Annotated in this window: 14 protein-coding genes; 9 read left to right on the top strand and 5 right to left on the bottom strand. The window is 33.0% G+C overall.

Features of this window, described 5'->3' with window-relative positions:
• Positions 1-207 precede the first annotated feature (207 nt).
• On the top strand, positions 208-1,311 hold the full coding sequence (truD, locus tag CQA53_RS07740; RefSeq protein ID WP_115543433.1) for a tRNA pseudouridine(13) synthase TruD: 1,104 nt from the start codon (positions 208-210) through the stop codon (positions 1,309-1,311).
• A 226-nt stretch (positions 1,312-1,537) separates the two neighbouring features.
• Here truD and CQA53_RS07735 read toward each other — a convergent pair whose 3' ends face one another.
• Positions 1,538-4,366: an FAD-binding and (Fe-S)-binding domain-containing protein gene (locus CQA53_RS07735; protein WP_115543432.1), complete on the bottom strand. Its 2,829-nt coding sequence runs from the start codon at positions 4,364-4,366 to the stop codon at positions 1,538-1,540.
• Positions 4,367-4,412: 46 nt separating this feature from the next.
• Between CQA53_RS07735 and CQA53_RS07730 the strand changes: the two genes are divergently transcribed.
• Together CQA53_RS07730 and CQA53_RS07725 are read left to right on the top strand one after the other, a co-directional pair.
• Positions 4,413-4,655 (top strand): hypothetical protein, encoded by a 243-nt coding sequence (locus CQA53_RS07730; protein ID WP_115543431.1) that lies wholly within the window; start codon positions 4,413-4,415, stop codon positions 4,653-4,655.
• Between the two features lie 187 nt (positions 4,656-4,842).
• Entirely contained in the window at positions 4,843-6,732 is a 1,890-nt protein-coding gene (locus tag CQA53_RS07725) for an NAD(P)/FAD-dependent oxidoreductase (RefSeq protein WP_115543430.1), read from the top strand.
• A 168-nt stretch (positions 6,733-6,900) separates the two neighbouring features.
• Here the strand turns inward: CQA53_RS07725 and CQA53_RS07720 are convergent, their stop codons facing one another.
• Positions 6,901-7,395 carry a ferritin gene (locus tag CQA53_RS07720; RefSeq protein WP_115543429.1) on the bottom strand — a complete coding sequence of 165 codons (495 nt, stop codon included), beginning with the start codon at positions 7,393-7,395 and terminating at the stop codon, positions 6,901-6,903.
• 340 nt (positions 7,396-7,735) lie between these two features.
• The gene (locus CQA53_RS07715; protein ID WP_245945778.1) at positions 7,736-10,156 is read right to left on the bottom strand and encodes a tetratricopeptide repeat protein; all 2,421 of its coding nucleotides are present in this window, start codon (positions 10,154-10,156) and stop codon (positions 7,736-7,738) included.
• A 170-nt stretch (positions 10,157-10,326) separates the two neighbouring features.
• On the opposite strand from CQA53_RS07715, the gene fabG reads away from it, so the two are divergent.
• The 3 genes from fabG to CQA53_RS07700 all read left to right on the top strand — a co-directional run bounded on the left by fabG (position 10,327) and on the right by CQA53_RS07700 (position 12,399).
• Positions 10,327-11,070 carry a 3-oxoacyl-ACP reductase FabG gene (gene fabG, locus CQA53_RS07710; RefSeq protein WP_115543428.1) on the top strand — a complete coding sequence of 248 codons (744 nt, stop codon included), beginning with the start codon at positions 10,327-10,329 and terminating at the stop codon, positions 11,068-11,070.
• Positions 11,071-11,308: 238 nt separating this feature from the next.
• The gene (locus CQA53_RS07705; RefSeq protein WP_115543427.1) at positions 11,309-11,983 is read left to right on the top strand and encodes a glycosyltransferase family 10 domain-containing protein; all 675 of its coding nucleotides are present in this window, start codon (positions 11,309-11,311) and stop codon (positions 11,981-11,983) included.
• Between the two features lie 194 nt (positions 11,984-12,177).
• Positions 12,178-12,399, top strand: coding sequence for a hypothetical protein (locus CQA53_RS07700; protein WP_115543426.1), 222 nt, complete (start codon positions 12,178-12,180; stop codon positions 12,397-12,399).
• Between the two features lie 326 nt (positions 12,400-12,725).
• Here the strand turns inward: CQA53_RS07700 and plsY are convergent, their stop codons facing one another.
• Entirely contained in the window at positions 12,726-13,397 is a 672-nt protein-coding gene (gene plsY, locus CQA53_RS07695) for a glycerol-3-phosphate 1-O-acyltransferase PlsY (protein WP_220272080.1), read from the bottom strand.
• A gap of 219 nt (positions 13,398-13,616) precedes the next feature.
• Here plsY and CQA53_RS07690 point away from each other — a divergent pair, with 219 nt between their 5' ends.
• The 3 genes from CQA53_RS07690 (at position 13,617) to CQA53_RS07680 (ending at position 15,331) form a co-directional block, all read left to right on the top strand.
• Positions 13,617-14,315, top strand: coding sequence for a tetratricopeptide repeat protein (locus CQA53_RS07690; RefSeq protein WP_115543424.1), 699 nt, complete (start codon positions 13,617-13,619; stop codon positions 14,313-14,315).
• 381 nt (positions 14,316-14,696) lie between these two features.
• Entirely contained in the window at positions 14,697-14,921 is a 225-nt protein-coding gene (locus tag CQA53_RS07685) for a hypothetical protein (protein ID WP_115543423.1), read from the top strand.
• Positions 14,897-15,331 carry an outer membrane beta-barrel protein gene (locus tag CQA53_RS07680; protein WP_181882398.1) on the top strand — a complete coding sequence of 145 codons (435 nt, stop codon included), beginning with the start codon at positions 14,897-14,899 and terminating at the stop codon, positions 15,329-15,331. Before CQA53_RS07685 ends, CQA53_RS07680 begins: the two co-directional genes overlap by 25 nt.
• A gap of 147 nt (positions 15,332-15,478) precedes the next feature.
• Here the strand turns inward: CQA53_RS07680 and CQA53_RS07675 are convergent, their stop codons facing one another.
• Entirely contained in the window at positions 15,479-16,228 is a 750-nt protein-coding gene (locus tag CQA53_RS07675) for a substrate-binding domain-containing protein (protein WP_115543421.1), read from the bottom strand.
• Positions 16,229-16,529 lie beyond the last annotated feature (301 nt).

Raw genomic sequence — 16,529 nt, 5'->3', positions numbered from 1 at the left:
GTAAAAATACACTTAATATTTATTATACTTTTAAATTGAAAGTTGATTCTTAGAATCTGAAGTAAAAGATGAGTAAAATTACTCAATGTATAATTTTGTGTAGGTTTGTATAAATGAGGATAAATTCATTTTGCACTCTTTTATATTGTAAGTTGCTGATTTTTTGCTAGAATCTTTAATGGAAATTAGTTTTTTAGGTAATTCAAAATGAATGTTTCACATTTAAGCCATTCACCAATTAATTTTTATTTTGCTAAAAACAGTAGGAATTTTGTGGTAGAGGAATTGCCATTATATCCATTTTCTGGTTGTGGAGAGCATTTGATTTTAAAAATCAGAAAGAAAGATTTAACAACTTCACAAATGCTTAATATTATAAGTGAAAATCTAAATATTAAAAGGAGGGAGATAGGCTATTGTGGGCTTAAAGATAAGGATGGTCTAACAATACAATATATTTCCATCAATAAGAAATTAGTGAAAAATTTACAGAATATAGAATTTGAAAATCTGAAAATTTTAGATTCTACTTATCACAATAATAAACTCAAATTAGGTCATTTAAGGGGCAATAAATTTTTTGTAAGGGTAAAAAAGCTAGATTCTGCAAATGCAAAGAAGATATACAATGTTTGTGAAATCTTACATAAGAGTGGATTTCCTAATTATTTTGGCTATCAAAGATTTGGTAAGAATGGCAATAATCACTTAGATGGCAGGGCATTGCTAAATGGTGAAATGAAAATAAGGGATAAGAAAATATCACAATTTTTAATTAGTGCATATCAAAGTCATCTTTTTAATATGTGGTTAAAGGATAGAGTAGAATTTAGTAGAATAATTAATAATTTTAGTCTAGTAGAATCTAGAGAATATCTCAAGCTTGATAAGGAATTGCTTAAAAAATTGAAAACTCAACCACAGTTTCTCAAACTTTTTAATGGTGATGTGATGAAACACTATCCAGATGGTAAAATGTTTTATAATGATAATGTAGATGATACCATAGGACGTTTTAATAAGGCTTTAATTTCTCCCACAGGTGTTTTGTATGGTACAAAAACGATACTTGCAAATGATATAGCCTTAGAATATGAGAGGAAATATTTTGATACTCTTTTGGATAAAGTCAATGGTGATAGACGCTTTGCTTGGGTGTGGTGTGAGAATCTAGAATTTAAATATAAAGAGCAAGTCGCTAATGGAGAATTTAATTTTACCCTACCAAAAGGTTCATATGCAACAGTGTTTCTTGAGATTTTAAGCAATAATTCTATAAATAATTTTATGAAAGAGAAAGTATTAATTTGAGGAGATCATTTCAAAATAAATAGAGTATTCATTATACAGGCACTAAAGAGATTGATTTTTTGTTATCAGTTCAGTAATATTAAAGTTTGAGATATAATTTCAAATTCCTCGTCTGCGTCAAACAAGAAAGTATGAAATCCATTCCATTTTTTACTCTTTTTGCATATTAAAACTTTATGTGATTTCTTTTTGTTTCATAGTATTAATAAATTTTGTAAAGCAAAATTTATCGCGTTACCTCATCCACAAGATATACAATATGTTGCCAATAAATCTCGCTATTATCATTTAGTCCAATCTCACAAGTGCTAGAGCTTCCAAATCCACGCGAGATACCACGAGTTTTACTATTTGCATAAAATCGTTTGAAGCCTTGTAATGCATTGCGGTTCAACTCTGGCGTAAAAAAACCTTTATTTCCTGCAAACCCACAGCAAAATAATGCCCTATCTATCACGATTTCTCCATTTATGCAGAGCTTTGCAAGTGGCTCAAGACTAACATTGTTTTTCTTCAAGGCACACATCGAATATAATGCAATATTTTCATTTTTTGGGTGAAATTGAAGCTTAGAATGTAGCACCTCATAGATATAATTTGGCATATCATAGATTTTAAGTCCCGAATCCATAAGCAATTTGATGAGGTGATAACTACACGCACTATGGTCTAGCACGATAGGGATTTTCCCGCCATTAGTAGCGATATTGAGTTCCCTTATAATCTTTTGCTTATTTTCTTCTTGCAAAGTTGGATAATTCACAAATGCTTTGCCACAGCACATATTAGAAAGATTTTGTGGATAGATAACATTCACTTTTGCCTTTTTGCAAATACTCTCAAAGACTTCTTGAATATTCCTACTATCCGCATTCATGCTTAGATTCTGTGATGGAGCAAATGCACGATTTATGCAAGTGCTAAAATATACTACACTAGATTCTGTATTTATCACAACATCGTTGAATTGATAGTTATTTGCTTGCGGAAGATTAAGCGGGAGATAGGGTAGATTTGGTGATATTGCACGAAATTTTGAGCTGATAGAATGTAAAAATTTCGGATTAAAAATACTTGCCATCTTTAACCCAAACTTAGCAAAATGAAGTGTTGTATTCATGTTATGTAAAATCTTATTTGCCACTTTTAACCCTTTTTGTTGCTTTTGTCGCAAGTGAAGTGCGATTTTAGCCGTGTCGATTTCAAGCGGACACAATGTCGCACACATCGAGCAAGCAGCACAAGTTTCATCGCCTACATACACATATTCATTTATCATTTCATCGCGAAGTTCGTGTGCGTCTTGAGTGCCGAGATTTTGAAGTCTTTGTATTTCACGCATTACGGCGATTCTTTGACGTGGCGTGAGTGTGAGCGGATTGCTTGGACAGGCTTTTTCACAGAATCCGCATTCCATACATTTATTGATGAAATCATCGACTTTTGTCATCTCTTTGAGATTTTGTGTGTGAATAGTTGGATTATCAGTGATGATGACATCGGGATTGATGAGATTTGCTTTATCAAAAATTTGCTTAATTTTGCGGTTGATTTGGTAAGCTTTCTTCCCCCATTCAATCTCGACAAATGGTGCGACCATACGCCCTGTGCCATGCTCTGCCTTGATGCTTCCGCCCATATTCGCCACGCCTTGTGCCATCTCCTCGACGAGCTTTTCGAAATTCTCCCTTTGCACAGCGTCATTGAGATTGGGCGTAATGATGAAATGCACATTACCACTGAGTGCGTGTCCAAAGATTATGCCATTATCCTTGAAGCCGTATTTTTCGAAAAGATATTGCAAGAATTTCACGCCCTCGCCGAACTTCTCAATTTCAAAGCACACATCTTCGGTAATGACGGAACTTCCATCTTCACGAAGAGATGAAGCGATAGGAAGTAGCCCTTTGCGGATTTTCCACCACGCACTATATTCACTTTCATCTTGGCTATACAGTGCAGGGAAGAGGAGATTCGTGTGTGTGAGTGAATCTTTTATCCGCACGAGATTGGATTCTAGTGTGCTTAAATCATTGCTTTGCGTCTGGATTAGGATACAGGCATTTCCTTCGTGTATCTCATCTATCACGCTTGGCAAACCCTCTAACCCCTGCACACTTTTAAGCGAGGCATAATCCATTACCTCTGCGCTTGAAATAATATCATCGTTTTGAGCGAGGATTTGTATCGCATATGCAGTGGAATTCATATCCGGATAGAAAAGCAACGCACATGCCTTATATTTCTCATCATCGACATTTTGAAGCACCACACTTGAGATAAAGCCCAAAGTCCCCTCCGCACCGACAAAGAGGTGATTAAGAATATCAGTAATATTATCAAAATCAAGGAGTGCATTGAGGCTATAGCCGGTGGTATTTTTGATTTTGTATTTACGACGAATAAGCGTGCTAAGTTCGCTATCAGCGAGAATCTCGCTTCGCAAATCAAGCAAGGATTTTGCCATATCCGCGTGCGTTGCAAGGAAAGATTCCACACTTTCCTTGCTACTTGTATCAAGTATCGTGCCATCGCCTAAAATTACGCGAAGAGATTCTATCGTCTGGTAGCTATTTTGTTTCACACCACAGCACATACCACTTGAATTATTTGAGACTATCCCCCCAATACTTGCCATAGTAATAGTCGCTGGATCTGGTCCTATTTTCTTACCCATTGCCTTAAGTGCATCATTTGCTTCACTACCAATCACCCCGCAGGAAAGTTTAATATTCTTTTCACTTACCTCTATATCACGCCAACCAAAAGTCGTAATCACAAGGATACTATCGCTACACGCCTGCCCGGAAAGTGAGCTACCATAGGCACGAAATGTAAGTGGGAGCTGATATTTGCGACTTAAAGCTAGAATCTTGATAATCTCATCTTCATTATGTGCTTTTATGGCGATTTGTGGAATATAGCGGTAGCAAGAGGCATCACCTCCAAGTGCGAAGCGATGTAAATAGTCAATAAAGATTCTATTCTCTAAAAATTCCTTTGCTTCCGTGTAGAATGCGTGATAGTCTTTATTTAAAAGTGATGGTTTGTGCATAATGTAGTCCTTATTTGTGTATCATATATTTCGTTGAGTGAGCTTTATGATTTTATCACAAAAACTTAAAACTATTGTGGTAGAATGTTCGCATTTATTTGGTTTAAAAGAGATAATGGGTCATTTATATACATTCAGAGATTTGTTTTGTATTTTTGTGAGATTTATAAAAGTTATTCATTGCAAGAGTTTTTTAGAATCTAAAAAAGATAGCGGGATTTTAGCCAAAAATTCTAAAGACTTGATTATGAAAGCATTGAGGAGATTTGGGCAAGGTTATAGACTCTAAATCTTTGTTATTGAATTTTCTTAGCTAAGATTTTAAGACTCTGATTGAGGGGTTTTATCATTTGAGATTCTTAAAATCAATCACTATAAGCCATAATTGAAAAAATAAATGTATAGAATCTCAATCTTAGATTCTATAACAATCACTTCAAGTTTGATGATATTTTGATATGCATGAAGGAGACATTATGACGCGTAGAGATTTTATCAATGGTATGGCACTCGCTGTGGTTGCGGGTATGTCGCCACGAGAACTTCTCGCATTGCAGGGCAATATGGGAGAGATTCAACAAAGATTCTATCCGCCATCATTACAGAATCTCGTAGGAAGCGACAATGAGAGCTATATGTTTGCGCACGCATTACGCGATGGCGAATCATTTGACTTTTCGCGTCTTGCAGTGGAAGAGAGCTATGATTTGGTTGTCGTGGGTGCTGGGATAAGCGGACTAAGTGCAGCATGTTTGTTTCATGATAGGGTAGGGACAAATGCAAAAAGCTTAATTTTGGATAATCACAAAGACTTTGGCGGACACGCAAGACGCAATGAGTTTCATACTAATGGAGGTATGATTCTAAGTTATGGCGGGAGTGAATCCCTGCAATCTCCAAAAAGTCTATATAGCAAAAAAGTTCTTTCATTTTTGCATTCTTTGGGCGTGGATATTCCCACACTTGAGAAATGTTTTAATATCGATTTTTATCCGAATATGAAGCTTAGTCGCGGTGTGTTTTTCAATAAAAGAGATTTTGGCGTGAATACAATCGTCTCTGGCGACCCTCGCACAATCGTTGATGATGCAATCCCTCGCGACAAAAGCAATGCACGGACTTTTGCGGAGTTTATAGGGGATTTTCCTATGCCACAAAGCGATAGAGAAGCCCTCATTAGATTCTATACAAATCCTAGCGACTATCTTGCAGGTATGAGCAAATCACAAAAAAAGGATTATCTAGCCAAAACAAGCTATAAGACATTTTTGCTTGATAAAGTGAAGCTTTCGCCTCTTGCAGTGAGCTTTTTTGATGGAATGAGTGATGATTTTATGGCGTTAGGTATTGATATGATTTCGTGTGAAATCGCTATGGAATGTGCGTTTCCTGGTTTTGACAATATAGGGCTGAAAAAAGAAAGCCATGCGGAGTTTGAAGAACCATATATTCATCATTTTCCTGATGGGAATGCCTCGATAGCTCGACTTATGGTAAAAAAGCTGATTCCCTCTATCACTGCTGCAGCGATAAATCCACAAGACATACTTTTAGCACGATTTGATTATAGCAAACTTGATATGCCAAATGCCCCATGCAAAATCCGACTCCAAAGCACCGCAATTCACGCGCGTAATGTCAATGGTGGCGTGGAGATTGTCTATGGCGACCATAGAAGTAAGCGTTTGAAAAAGGTATTTGCAAAAAAGCTCATAATGGCAAGTTATAATTCGATGATTCCATATATTATCCCGGAGCTTAATGAGAGTCAAAAACAAGCCTTGTCGCAATGTGTCAAAACCTCTCTGATTTATACAAAGGTTTTGCTTGCAAATTGGGAATGTTTCGTGAATCTAGGTGTGCATGATATTTACGCGCCAAAGTCATTTTATGTGAATACAAAGCTTGACTATCCCGTCAATATGGGTGCATATAAACACCCAACAAATCCAAAAAAGCCTATATGTCTCCACATGATTGGTTCGCCTTTGCGTTTAAATGATGAAAGCATAAGGGGTGAATCTCTTGACGCGCGGACAATATCGCGTCTCACAAGGCATACGCTTTTTGATACGCCTTTTTCTACGCTTGAGAAGATGACAAAAGAGCATTTGCATGCTATGCTTGGGAGTGCTGGGTTTAAGACAAAGGATATTTTGGGGATAACGCTTAATCGCTGGGGACATTGCTATGCGTATAATTATAATTCGTTGTATGATGACAAAAAACAAAGCAAAAAGACTATACGCACGGCAAGAAAGCCACTTGGAAATATCGCCATAGCGAATTCTGATTCTGATTGGGAGGCTTTTTTGCATACAGCGATTGAGCAATCAATGCGTGCGATTGATGAATTGAAAGTCTGAGAGCCATAAGGCTTAGTTATTTGAATTAGTAAAATAAAATTAAATTTATTATTACATGTATCAATATATTCTGCAACCTTTGTAATTCATATCTCTCAACTATTGAAAGTTATTGTTGTATAAAGAACAAGCCTTTTGTATTATAATTATTGATATGGGTGTAAGACATTATTTTCCACTAAGGCTTTTAATATACTGGTCAGCAAGATACAGTCCATTGCTTTTATCACCAATGAGTTTAATCTTGTCAATGATACCTCTAAAGAGTGCTTCTTCTTCGTGTTGTTCTGCAACATACCATTGTAAGAAATTAAATGTTGAGTAATCTTTTTGTTCTAGCATAAAACTCACAAGATCATTGATTGATTGTGTGATTTCTAGTTCATGTTTGTATGTTTGTTCAAACACATCAAGTAGATCTTTAAATTCAGAATTTGGCTTTGCAATCGCTTGCAATTCTACTTTAGAATCTGTTTCATTTAAATAAGTAACCAGTTTGCGTGCATGATCACTTTCTTGTCCTGCATGTTCAAACAAAAATTGCCCTGCACCTTCATAGCGATTATTATAACACCATGAACTCATACTTAAATAAAGGTTTGAAGCATACATTTCTTTTGAAACTTGTTCATTCAACTTATTAATAACTTCTTTTGATAACATACTATTCTCCTTAAAATAAAATTATAATTCACAACTTTTGTAAATTAACTTTATCATTATATTAAATAAAATGATAATATGTCAAGAGTAAATTATAAATAATTATTATAAATAGCATAAAATGATAATATAAAAGAGAAAATATGAGAATATTTTATGGAACTCATTATATTGATATCATATTATATTCTGTTCTATGGGTGATTAAGAGTCTTCTTTAGGCATACAATATTGTGCATGTTCTGACATATATAAAGAATTTCATTAAGAAAATACTTTTTTACCATAATAAAGAAATAGATTGTAGGTAAAGTTTAAGATATATGAGAAATACAAGGAACTATTCTAAGCTACTATCATGTAGCGAGAGAGCATTATTGCAGAGAGTTCCCCAAGAGGTTGTAGTGCCTAGTGCGACACATTTATCAAGTGCTTTTTTGCTTTCTTCCATGTTTTTTAATGTGTAGTTAATATTCGCAATTTTATAGAATCTTTGTTGTTTGTCATCAAGATTTAATTGGAATCTTTTAAGAACTTCTAATTCACTTAGTGCTTCTTTATATTTATTTTCATCAATAAGTGAATTAATATGGATAAAATTTACATATGGGCTAAACCCATAGTCTTTTACTTTGTTTTGAATAGCCATGATAGTATTTGCTTCAGATTTGAGTGCGAGCGGATCATTTTTCTGTTGTGCTTCATTAAGAAGAGTAAAATGAACTGCTAACATACGTTTATCATTAGGAAACCACTGATCCATTTTTGCGCTCAATTTCAGTGCTTCATGTCTTGTGCTTTCATCATTATAAAATACATTAAACATTTTGAAGCTTATGTCATAATATTTTGTATTTCCTGTGGCAAATGCTAAATCAAGAACATCTCTTCCAGCCTTGATACCAGCTTTATTTTCACCCAATGCAAAGAGTGTATTTGCTTGGAGATAGAGCCACCTAAGTTGGTTTTCACCATCTTTAATATATTTATTTAAACCAGAAAAAAGCTGGTTTGCTTTTTGATATGCTGTTCTGTTGTAAAGACACTCAAAAACATCAAGACTTTGTGCCACATTGAGACTTACTTTATGAGCCTTGCTTAATACACCTGTTATTCCATCGCAATTATGTTCTTTAAGATACTCTACGACTTGGTTATCGATAGCAGTTTGTATAATAGGAGAATCTTCGGGTAACAAGAGTTGCATCTCAATAATTTTGTCATATTCTTTATTTTCATAATAAAGTTGAGCTTTAAGTGCATAAGCTTTTTTAGAGCTTTCTGAATTTGGGTAAGTTGCTATGATTGTATCATAACGTTGCATTTTTGTCTTATAATCACCCCCAATTTCAAAGAGCAAAGAATTGTCTCTTTCACGAATCTTTTCTGCTAATTTATGACTTGGATGGTAATGTAAGAAATCGAGATTTATTTTATGAGCAGAATCAAAATCACCAATTTTTGTATAAAAATCTGAAGCTTTGTTTAATAGTTGTGCGTGTTTATCATCACTTATTTTGGTATACCCACTCAAATATCTTGCAATGTTGGCTGCAGTTTTATATTGTTCTTCTTCTTCTAGTTCTTTGATAATAGTCATGCTTTCATCTTGATCCGTAAGAAAATAAGCTGGATACACAGTATAAACCTTATTAAACAACTCATTTGCATATTCATAGTCTTTGTTTCTCAAGTTAAATCTTGCCCATGAAATAGCAACTTGCGATGCAGTATCAACATCTTGGGCATCTTTGTATGCTTCTCGATAAATAAGTGGTGCACGTTTGATATCGCTTTGAGACTTTAGTGTATTAGCAATTTGCATTTTTGCTAAAGATGAATAACGTGTTTTTGGATATTCTTCTGATATTCTTGTAAGATAATAAAACGCATCTTTGGCTTTGTTTTGCTGTAAAAAAGTTTTTGCTAAAAGATACATAACTTCAGGTGCATGATCATCACTTGCATAAGTTTTAACCCATTTCACACCTGCATCGAGTAAATAATCTTGTGAAGATTTATCTTTGAGTTTTGAAAGAGCAACAATAGCATAATAAATCATATCTTTTGTAAAAAGACTATCGGGATAAGTCTGTGAAGCTTTGGAAATTTTTGCAAGTGCATCGGCATATTTTCTTGCATGCATAAGCGATCGAATTTGTATAAATTCATCTAAATCTTTACCCGCAGTATAATCAAGTGGTTTGCGATTAATATCAAGCTCACCTACCATTGGTGTCGCTGTATTTGGAATAGATACAGGAAAATTAATAGAATCTCGTTTTGTAAGATTATCATCTGGTTTTAAAAATGGTAGTTTTTTATAATAAGCTACTATTTGATAGCTTTTTGAGTGTGTTTGTCGTGTAACTGGAATTGGTTTTTCGGTTTTCAAGTCACTAAAAACCGAAAAAAGTTGGAGTTTTGCACCATTGATAGGAACAACCTTTAATACCATCTTCCGCTTGTTGGAATCTGGCTCTTTTTCTCCCATTTGGTAGCTGAAAGCAAGCATTGAACTCTTGGTAGGATTAAAGCCACTTTGTGGAATTCCCTCAATCTGGCAAGTAATTTGTTCTACATCACCATTAATTTTTAAAGTTGATTCGCAACTGAATGGAAATTCATTTTTAAGATTCAAAACAGCAAAAGTCTCTTTGTCTTCTTTGCCATAATTTAATTTCATATCCAAGCTATGTGCCATACCAAAAAAGCAGAAAAATAACAAGAATATAATGGTATAAATATAGCCAAAATGCAATATAAATCCTTTTTATGTTTCGTATTTTATTTTTATTGACAATGAAATTATACGATAAAACATTGATAAATGCTAGTATTTCAAAGAAGTCTTTATTTTTTTTAGTATGTTATAATAGCGTGTTTTGCAAAATATTTGCAGCAACTATTTTAATTTTTAGGAGTTTAGTTATGAAATTTAGTGGTAAAAATGCTCTTATTACTGGTTCTAGTAAAGGTATTGGTGCAGAGATTGCAAGAACATTGGCTGAATTTGGCATAAAAGTATGGATTAATTATAGAAATAATCCTGATTCTGCAAATAAATTGCAAGAAGAAATAGAATCTAAAGGTGGGAAAGCAGCTATTATTGCCTTTGATGTGACAGATGAGAAGAGTTACAAGCAATCTCTTGAACTTATTAAAGAGAGTGATGGGGAATTAGCATATCTTGTTAATAATGCAGGAATTACAAATGATAAACTTGCTCTTCGTATGAGTACAGAAGATTTTATGGGTGTAATTGAGGCGAATTTAAAATCTTGTTTTGTTGGTTGTCGAGAAGCATTGAAAATTATGAGTAAGCAAAGATATGGAAGTGTAGTTAATATCGCTTCTATTGTTGGTGAAAAGGGAAATGCTGGGCAAACTAATTATTCTGCGAGTAAGGGAGGAATGATTGCAATGACTAAAAGTTTTGCACTTGAATCAGGGAGCAGAAATGTGAGATTTAATGTTGTTACGCCGGGTTTTATTGAAACTGATATGACATCAGGTCTTAAAGAAGACATAAAGGCTGAGTATGTTAAAAATATTCCGCTTGGAAGATTTGGTAAGCCAAGAGATATTGCCGATACGGTAGCATTTTTATTGAGTGATCATGCAAGTTATATTACAGGGGAAGTTGTGCGTGTAAATGGTGGATTATATACATAAATAAAATTCGGGAATAACTTTAGAATCTGCTAAGTTTTGAAATAATTTAAGCGAACGTTTGTCTGTCTTTAGAATACTATTTAAGCTTCAAAGCTACTTCTGTACAATTTTTAAGTATTTGGTTTGTTTCTGCATGAATATAACTTTAAACTTTAATAGAACATAATAAATTTTATAAAAAATTATAGTATACTTACTATTTAGTAATATTTAATATCTTTTTGGCACGAGGAGTCTAATGAAAAAACAAGTCAAAATGCGTATAGTTGATTCATGTGGTGATTATGAAAAGGAAGAGATATTTTATCAACATTATTTTATCCAACTACTAAGTAAAAAATATGACATCATCTATTCAGATCAACCAGACTTTATTATCTATGGTGTATGTGGTTCAAAGCACTTGGATTATGATTGTGTGCGAATATTTTATACTCCAGAAAATATTAGAGCAAATTGGGATATTGCGGATTACTCAATGGATTTTGATTATTTAGATTATGGCGACAGACATTTATATATTCCATATATTCATACATTACAACAGAAGCCCAATTTATCAAAGACAAGAGAGATTCGAGAAAAAACAAAATTCTGTGGTTTTGTCGTTAGTAATGGAACAGTACAAAGCCGTAACATATTTTTTGAAAAACTCAGTCAGTATAAAAAGGTAGATTCTGGTGGCAAATATAAAAATAATATTGGTGGTCGTGTAGGCAACAAAATTGAGTGGTTGAGAGATTATAAATTTAATATTTGCTTTGAAAATTCAAGCAATCCGGGCTATTTAACCGAAAAGCTTTTTGATGCTTATGCTGCAGGGTGTGTGCCGATTTATTGGGGTGATACAAGTCTTAGGTGTCAAAAAGATACATCTAAGTCTATTGCTGGGGGGGGGGGGGGAAATCCTTAGCAAACAACAAATATCTTGTAGATCTTACAACAAATCCAAACATTATTGATACCAGAATTCCCAAGATTCCAACACATCTTATAGATTATAACTTTAATCCAAAATCATTTATAAATGCCCACAACTTTCACACATTAGATGACTTAGTAGAAGAAATCAAACGACTTGATAACAATTCTCAAGCATATAATGATATGCTACATGAGCCTGTGTTCTTAGGTGATTTTGATGTATTCTCATATTATGATGATAGGATTTTAAACTTCCTAGATTCTATTGTATCGCAAGATCCAATGTTAGCAATTAGGAAAGGATATGGATCAAAAGCTCATCTTGAATTAAAAAAAGCAAAGAAACTCATTTATATTCCCCGTAATCTGTTGCGCAAAATTCGCAGAAAGATTCATAGAAGATAATGTAATGAATTTCAATAAATATTCTAAAATTATGCACTACTTAAACTTTCCTTTTCTAAATATTATTTATTATTTTTAGTGGAGAGAATTTTTCTTGTTGTTGAAATATATTTATATTTTTAGCAACTTTTGTAAGCTATGTTAGAATCTAGAATTTGTTGCAAATGAGGTGCAACAATCATTAGTTTTTAAGATTTAAGATATAGCTTCTATATTATTTCAAGTGGTTTTTATTATCTTTTATCTTATTTTCACTTAAAATCTTTATATTATCTGATATTATCTGTTCTGTATAGAATCTGCTAAAACTCTATGTATCGAATGAACTATGCTACTGTATCTCCTATAATTTGTTTTTCTTCCTTGTAGATCAATCGTTTAATGTTTTCGATATGTGTATTTAAAATAATGACACCAATAATAACAATAGGAGCGTGTGTACCAATTTGTTGATTAATATCAATTTGTGTTGGGAGATGAAAAAGAGAAGGAATAATAAAAGTTAAAATAACCCCGCTTAATACTCCAGATAAAGATGAAAGTGAAGATACTTTAAAGATTTTTCCAACAACTGCCCATATAATAAGCCCTACACAACTTTCAATGGGAATCAGTAAAACCATACCACCAATTGCTGTTGCTACACCTTTACCTCCTTGAAAAAATAAAAATGGGCTATAACAATGCCCCAAAATTGCTAAAATTGCTATGGCGTATTGTGTCTCAAAAGATAATCCCATACATTTTGCTACTAATACAACAATAAGCCCCTTAATTGCATCGAGAAACATTGTAAGTAATGAAAAAAATTTTGCTTTTTGAGGAGAAATATCCACAAATGCACGATACACATTAGTTGCCCCAGTGCTTTTTGAGCCAATTTGTAATAGATTTTTGTTTGCAAAGATTTTTACTATAATCGCACCAACAGGGATACTTGCTACTAAATATGCACAAATATAAAAAATGATATTAATATTGTTTAGAATCTCTTCCATATATAATGCCTTAAATAAAGTAATAAAATTAGAATTATAGCTCATTTTCTCTAACAAATTTACTTTTTAATTTTTCTATATATTTATAAATTATTCTAATTTTTCTATAATTTGCTATAATGAAAAGGAAACTTAGAACCTCTTTAAGAAAAATTTATGATATAATTTTGCCATAAAATATTGGATATTGTAATATTAAATGGAGTGGAGTGAGGTTTCATGAATTACAAGAGTTTTTTCTTGTTATTATTATGTTTTTTACAACAAGCATTTGCTGTGGTTGCAACAGATTCTATTCGTATAATAGACACGAGAAGTCTCAATAATGATTCTTGGGATATTCATTTACAACAATGTTTTAATCAAAATGTTCAATCTTGTGAAATTCTTATAAAAGATGGACTAAAATCATCTAACGAGTGTCATATAAAAAAAGAATGTGTTGTTATAGGTGAAATTTATTGGAATGCCAATCAATTCAAGAATGCACTTCAATACTTTGAAAGAGCATGTAATGCAAAAAATATGCAAGGATGTTATTTTGTCGGATTAGATTACGAAAAACAAGGCAATATTATTAAAGCAAAAGACTATTTTCAAATGACTTGTGATAAAAAAAATATGCAGGGATGTTTCAAGCTTGGTAATTTTTATGAAGAAGGTATTGGTTTGCGTCAAGATTACAAACAAGCAAGCATACTCTATAAAAAAGCTTGCAAAAATAAACATGCACAATCTTGTTGTAGTCTTGGGAATCTCTATCAAGAAGGGAACGCACTTGTGCATGATCTCTCGCTTGCAAAAGAGTTTTATGGTAAGGCATGTGATTTGGGATTACAAAAAGGTTGTGATGAATATAAAAAACTAAATCAAGCTGGAATCCCATCGCTTTATGTTAATAAAAATGTTTTTGATTGATTGTATTATGCAGGAAATTTGCACTTGATGTCAGGAATTTAATTTTTATAAAAAAGATATAATTGTGATTAACCTTTTATAATTCATTGAAGTTTAGTTATCATTGAATATTCTAATCGAGTTTTACCAAATTATTTAATAATATTGTTTGTGAAAAAAAGTTTTTTGATAGATAAAAAAGATTCAAATAGGATATTCCTTAAATTTAAAGTGCAGTGAAAGCAAGTTACGATATGAAACATTACCCCCCCCCCCCCGTAGTAAAAAGCACTTCAAAAATTAAAGTTACATACTCAAATAATTATATTAAGATTATAATTGTCTTAACTTTTTTAGTTACATAATGACTAAAAGAGTGAAATTAAAATTGTAGGAAATTTTATGAAAAAGATATTGTTAAGTATAATATTGCTAAGTGCTTTAGTTGGAAATGCAAATGCAGAAGAAAATGGATTTTTGTTGGGTGTGAGTGCTGGTGGTGGAGCAGCATTAGCTTTATCATCGGGCGGTGGAGTGTCTGGTAGTTCTACTATTGTTTTTGGATTAAAAACAGGTTATCAGGTTTCGGAGAACGGAATGGTGTGCGATTCTATCTTTCTGTTTTAGGTGCTTATGGTTTTTATCCTGCTGTAATAAATGCTGGTGCCGGTGGTTCGAATAATGGTGTAAATATTGCTCATGATTTATATCTTTTGGCAGATATAAATGCGGACTATCTTTTTAATTGGGTAGATGAAGGGGAATATAGTGCGGGACTTTTTGTTGGATTTTTTGCTGGAGCAATGGTAAGCCTTCCTATGCAAAATTCTACAGGAAGTCAATCCATAGGAACAACATTGGGACTCAATTTAGGACTTCGCACAACAATCAATTATAGTCATCAGGTAGAATTTGGTATTAAAAGTGCCTTAACATTATTTACAGGGCAACCAAACCAGATGAATCCAAATGCTAGTGCCATATCATCTTTGGGTGCAACTATAATTGGGCAAGTAAGCTATATTTATAAATTTTAAAATATAAGTTTTATGAATATAAGACATAATATAAATATTTCATTTGATATACTATGTGTTCAGTTCTTTGATATTATAATCTCAGGGGATTATAAGGGAATATTTCCCAAAATTCTTTTGAAAGCAATCATTTAAAAGAATATTTATTTAGTTTGCGATATATCCATATTCGACCCACACAGCTTGAGCTTCTTTACTCTTAAGAAAGTCAATAAATTGTTGAGCTTCTTGTTTTTGTTTTGAATCTTTTGCCACACTAATTTCTAATGCACGATAAAGAATAGATTTGTTATCGAGTGAAATAAACTTTGCATTTTCATCACCAAGCACCTTTGCTAACGGTTTCCAAGTGATAAGTGCATCATAGCTTGAATCTTTTTTCCATTCCTCCATAGCGACTTTGTGATTCGGTGCGATAAATGCGATATTTGAGCGAAGTTTTATGAGATTATCGCGTTCCTTATTTTTGAGTGCCATATCTTCATGAAGTCCGATTTGTGCACCACCATTGACAACCATAACTTTTACATTTGGCTTCAAAATATCACTAAATTTTACAATTTTCTTTGGATTGTTCGCTCGCACGATAATCCCTGCTTCACGGATATTAAGGACTTGAATATTCTTAAAATCAAGTTTATTTGGCATTAAGTTTATAAAGCCATCCATCATCTCTGTGCTTCCACTAAAGACTATATCAGCGTTCTTTTTGGCATTTTCAAGCCATAGATTTGTGGGACCTGTTTGTAAGACAATTTTTTGCTTTGTGTTTGCTTCATATTTCTGTGCAAGTTTTGTAATAGGAGGTGTCGGGATACCCGGTCCATAAATGAATATCTCGGCATAGAGCTGGGAGGCAAACAAAAATGCAAATGTCAAAATGAAAAGTTTTTTCATAGAATCTCCTTATAATAATAATATGATTATACTACCTTAGTATGATATTGCAAATACTAATAAAAACACAAAGCAATGCAATAAAATATTATTATGTTACTGTATGTAAAGTAATGATTCTGCATGGCATTATACATTTTGTATTGCTAAAATCTTAACCATGAGCTTATTGGGCGAAGATTAGCCATCATGACAAAATCGTTCATAGCAAAAAGATCATTGCCATACAAAAGAAGAAAGATATTAAGGGTTAAAACTTTGTCCAATATAAAGCTTTAAGTGATATATATGGCGAATAACC

Origin of the sequence: Helicobacter didelphidarum (genome assembly GCF_003364195.1) — a bacterium.
GTDB classification, from domain to species: domain Bacteria; phylum Campylobacterota; class Campylobacteria; order Campylobacterales; family Helicobacteraceae; genus Helicobacter_A; species Helicobacter_A didelphidarum.
This window is presented reverse-complemented; position numbering and strand designations above follow the sequence as displayed.